Source organism: Corallococcus sp. AB049A, from assembly GCF_003668885.1.
Lineage (GTDB): Bacteria > Myxococcota > Myxococcia > Myxococcales > Myxococcaceae > Corallococcus > Corallococcus interemptor.
Genome location: NZ_RAWL01000740.1, coordinates 1 through 2,033 on the forward strand (window position 1 = coordinate 1; position 2,033 = coordinate 2,033).

Annotated in this window: 3 protein-coding genes; all 3 read right to left on the minus strand. The window is 69.8% G+C overall.

From position 1 onward, the window contains the following. The coding region (locus D7X55_RS38890; RefSeq protein WP_139924155.1) for a phage holin family protein at nt 1-243 on the minus strand (243 nt) is incomplete at its 3' end. A 169-nt stretch (nt 244-412) separates the two neighbouring features. Further along, the gene (locus D7X55_RS38895; protein WP_120549962.1) at nt 413-1,177 is read right to left on the minus strand and encodes an endonuclease/exonuclease/phosphatase family protein; all 765 of its coding nucleotides are present in this window, start codon (nt 1,175-1,177) and stop codon (nt 413-415) included. Nucleotides 1,178-1,197: 20 nt separating this feature from the next. Further along, nucleotides 1,198-1,713, minus strand: a complete 516-nt coding sequence (locus D7X55_RS38900; protein ID WP_120549961.1) for a hypothetical protein — start codon at nt 1,711-1,713, stop codon at nt 1,198-1,200. Nucleotides 1,714-2,033: the final 320 nt, after the last annotated feature.

Genomic DNA, 2,033 nt, shown 5'->3' on the forward strand with positions numbered 1-2,033 from the left:
CGCCCACCCCGTCCACGGGGCGAGCACGGCCGCCAGCGCCCCGCAGACGAAGGCGTAGCCCACGAGCAGGAAGGGCACGAACACGGCGATGCTCGCCACGTCCAGGCCCATGGCCTTCGCGTCCTCCGCCAGCTCCACGCGCGCCAGCTGCAGGTGCTGCGTCACCAGGCGACTGAAGCCGTCCGCCATGCGCCCGACGAGCGCGGCCACGCCGCGATCCGTCTGTTCACTGCCCACGTGCATGCGCTCTCCGGCCGACGCTCACGTCCCTGTGCGCGTGGGCGCCAACCTAGGCACCCCCCTTCCCCGCGACAACCACGGCGCGAGGAATTTGTCCGGCGTTCGCCAGCGTCGGCCACTCAACGCGAGAAACCACCGGACTCGCGTCGCAGTCTATCGCAAGGCCGCACTCCTAGCCGATCAGCTGCACCGGCGGTGCGACCGGCGGCTGCACGGAGATGGGCGCCTCGAAGCGCATCACCAGCGGCAGGTGGTCCGACGCCACACGGCTCAAGGGCGAGCGGTGCGGCGTCACCGACACCGGCCTCACGCCCGAGTCCACGTAGATGCGATCCAACCGGAAGAGCGGCAGCCGCGTGGGGTACGTGCGCGCGGCGGCGCCCAGTTCGAACGCGGCGTCGTGGATGGCCTCACGCACCAGCGAGGACACCGGCCCGTTGCCCCAGGAGTTGAAGTCTCCACACACCACCATGGGGTCCTTGCGGGCCGCGTCTCGCAGGAGGTCCGCGGACAGGAGCAGCGCCTCCTGCCTGCGCCGTTCACTCACGGACAGGCCCAGGTGGAGGCAGAAGACGTGCAGCTGCTGGCCTCCGCCCAGGTCCAGGTCGCACCTCAGCGCGCCCCGGGGTTCGCGGCGCGGCACGCTCAAGTCGTAGTTCTTCGACTTGAGCACCGGCAGCCGGCTGAGGATGGCGTTGCCATACCGGCGGCCATTGCGGACCACGTTGGGTCCGAAGGCCATGTGCATCCCGAGCATCTGGGCCAGGTGCTCGGGCTGGTCCTCCCGGGGCGTCTTGCCCCGGAAGTCCCCCACCTCCTGCAGCGCGATGATGTCCGCGTTCACCTCCCGCAGGACCGCGCCCACGCGCTCCAGGTCGAAGGCTCCGTCCACCCCGATGCCGGAGTGGATGTTGTAGGAGACCAGGGTCAGCTCCACGCGTCGTCCACCCTCTTTCGTCAGGCCGGGATGATGCGGCGGGCCGCCAGGCGCACCGCCTCCAGGGGCAGCAGCGCCAGCCGCTGCATCGCCGTCGCGACGTCACCCACGCCGGACTGGATGGCCTTGAGCTGCCGGCGCGCCTCGTCGATGAGGTCCGGCAGACGGCCCTGCTCCACCGGGCGCTCCTGGGTGGGCGGCAGCGCGCCAATGGGCGCCGTCGTCCCGATGACGGGCGACGCGGCCGCCTTGCGCTGCTTCTTCGCGGCCCCGCTCACCTTCGACACCGGCCCGTGGGAGAACTTGGCGTCCGCCTCCGGGCGGGCCAGCTCCTCCAGCTGGAGCTCCATCTTGCGCGCGTTGAGGATCTCCTCCGTCTGCGCGTGGCTCTTGCCATAGTGGATGCCCTCGTGTTCGTCCACCGACACCCGCGACGACTGGGCGAACTGCGCCTTGTCGCGCTGGCGCAGGCTGCGCTTCTGCACGGGCAGCGTCTTGGGCACCTGGAAGTGGTCGAAGCTGTAGGAGCGAGGCATTCGCGCTCTCCCTTTCGAAATTGATGTGCTGCGTTGATGTGGGAAAGCTAGGGAGCCCCTCGCCGTCCGTAACGCCTTGACGCGAGGGGAACTGGCACGGCTGCCTGCTTCACGTCCGGCCAGGAACACCGTTTCGCCTCCGAGGGCACCCAAGTACCGGCAATGGCACACTTCTGGCCCCTGCTCGCAGGCCGGACGGCCAGCCGTCATCCAGCGGGCATCCAGCCAGGCCCTTCCGGGCAGAGAAGCAGACAGCCAACACGGCTGACGCTGGTCCGGGAAGGTTCCGCGCTCGCGTGGTGTAAAGAACGGCCCATGCC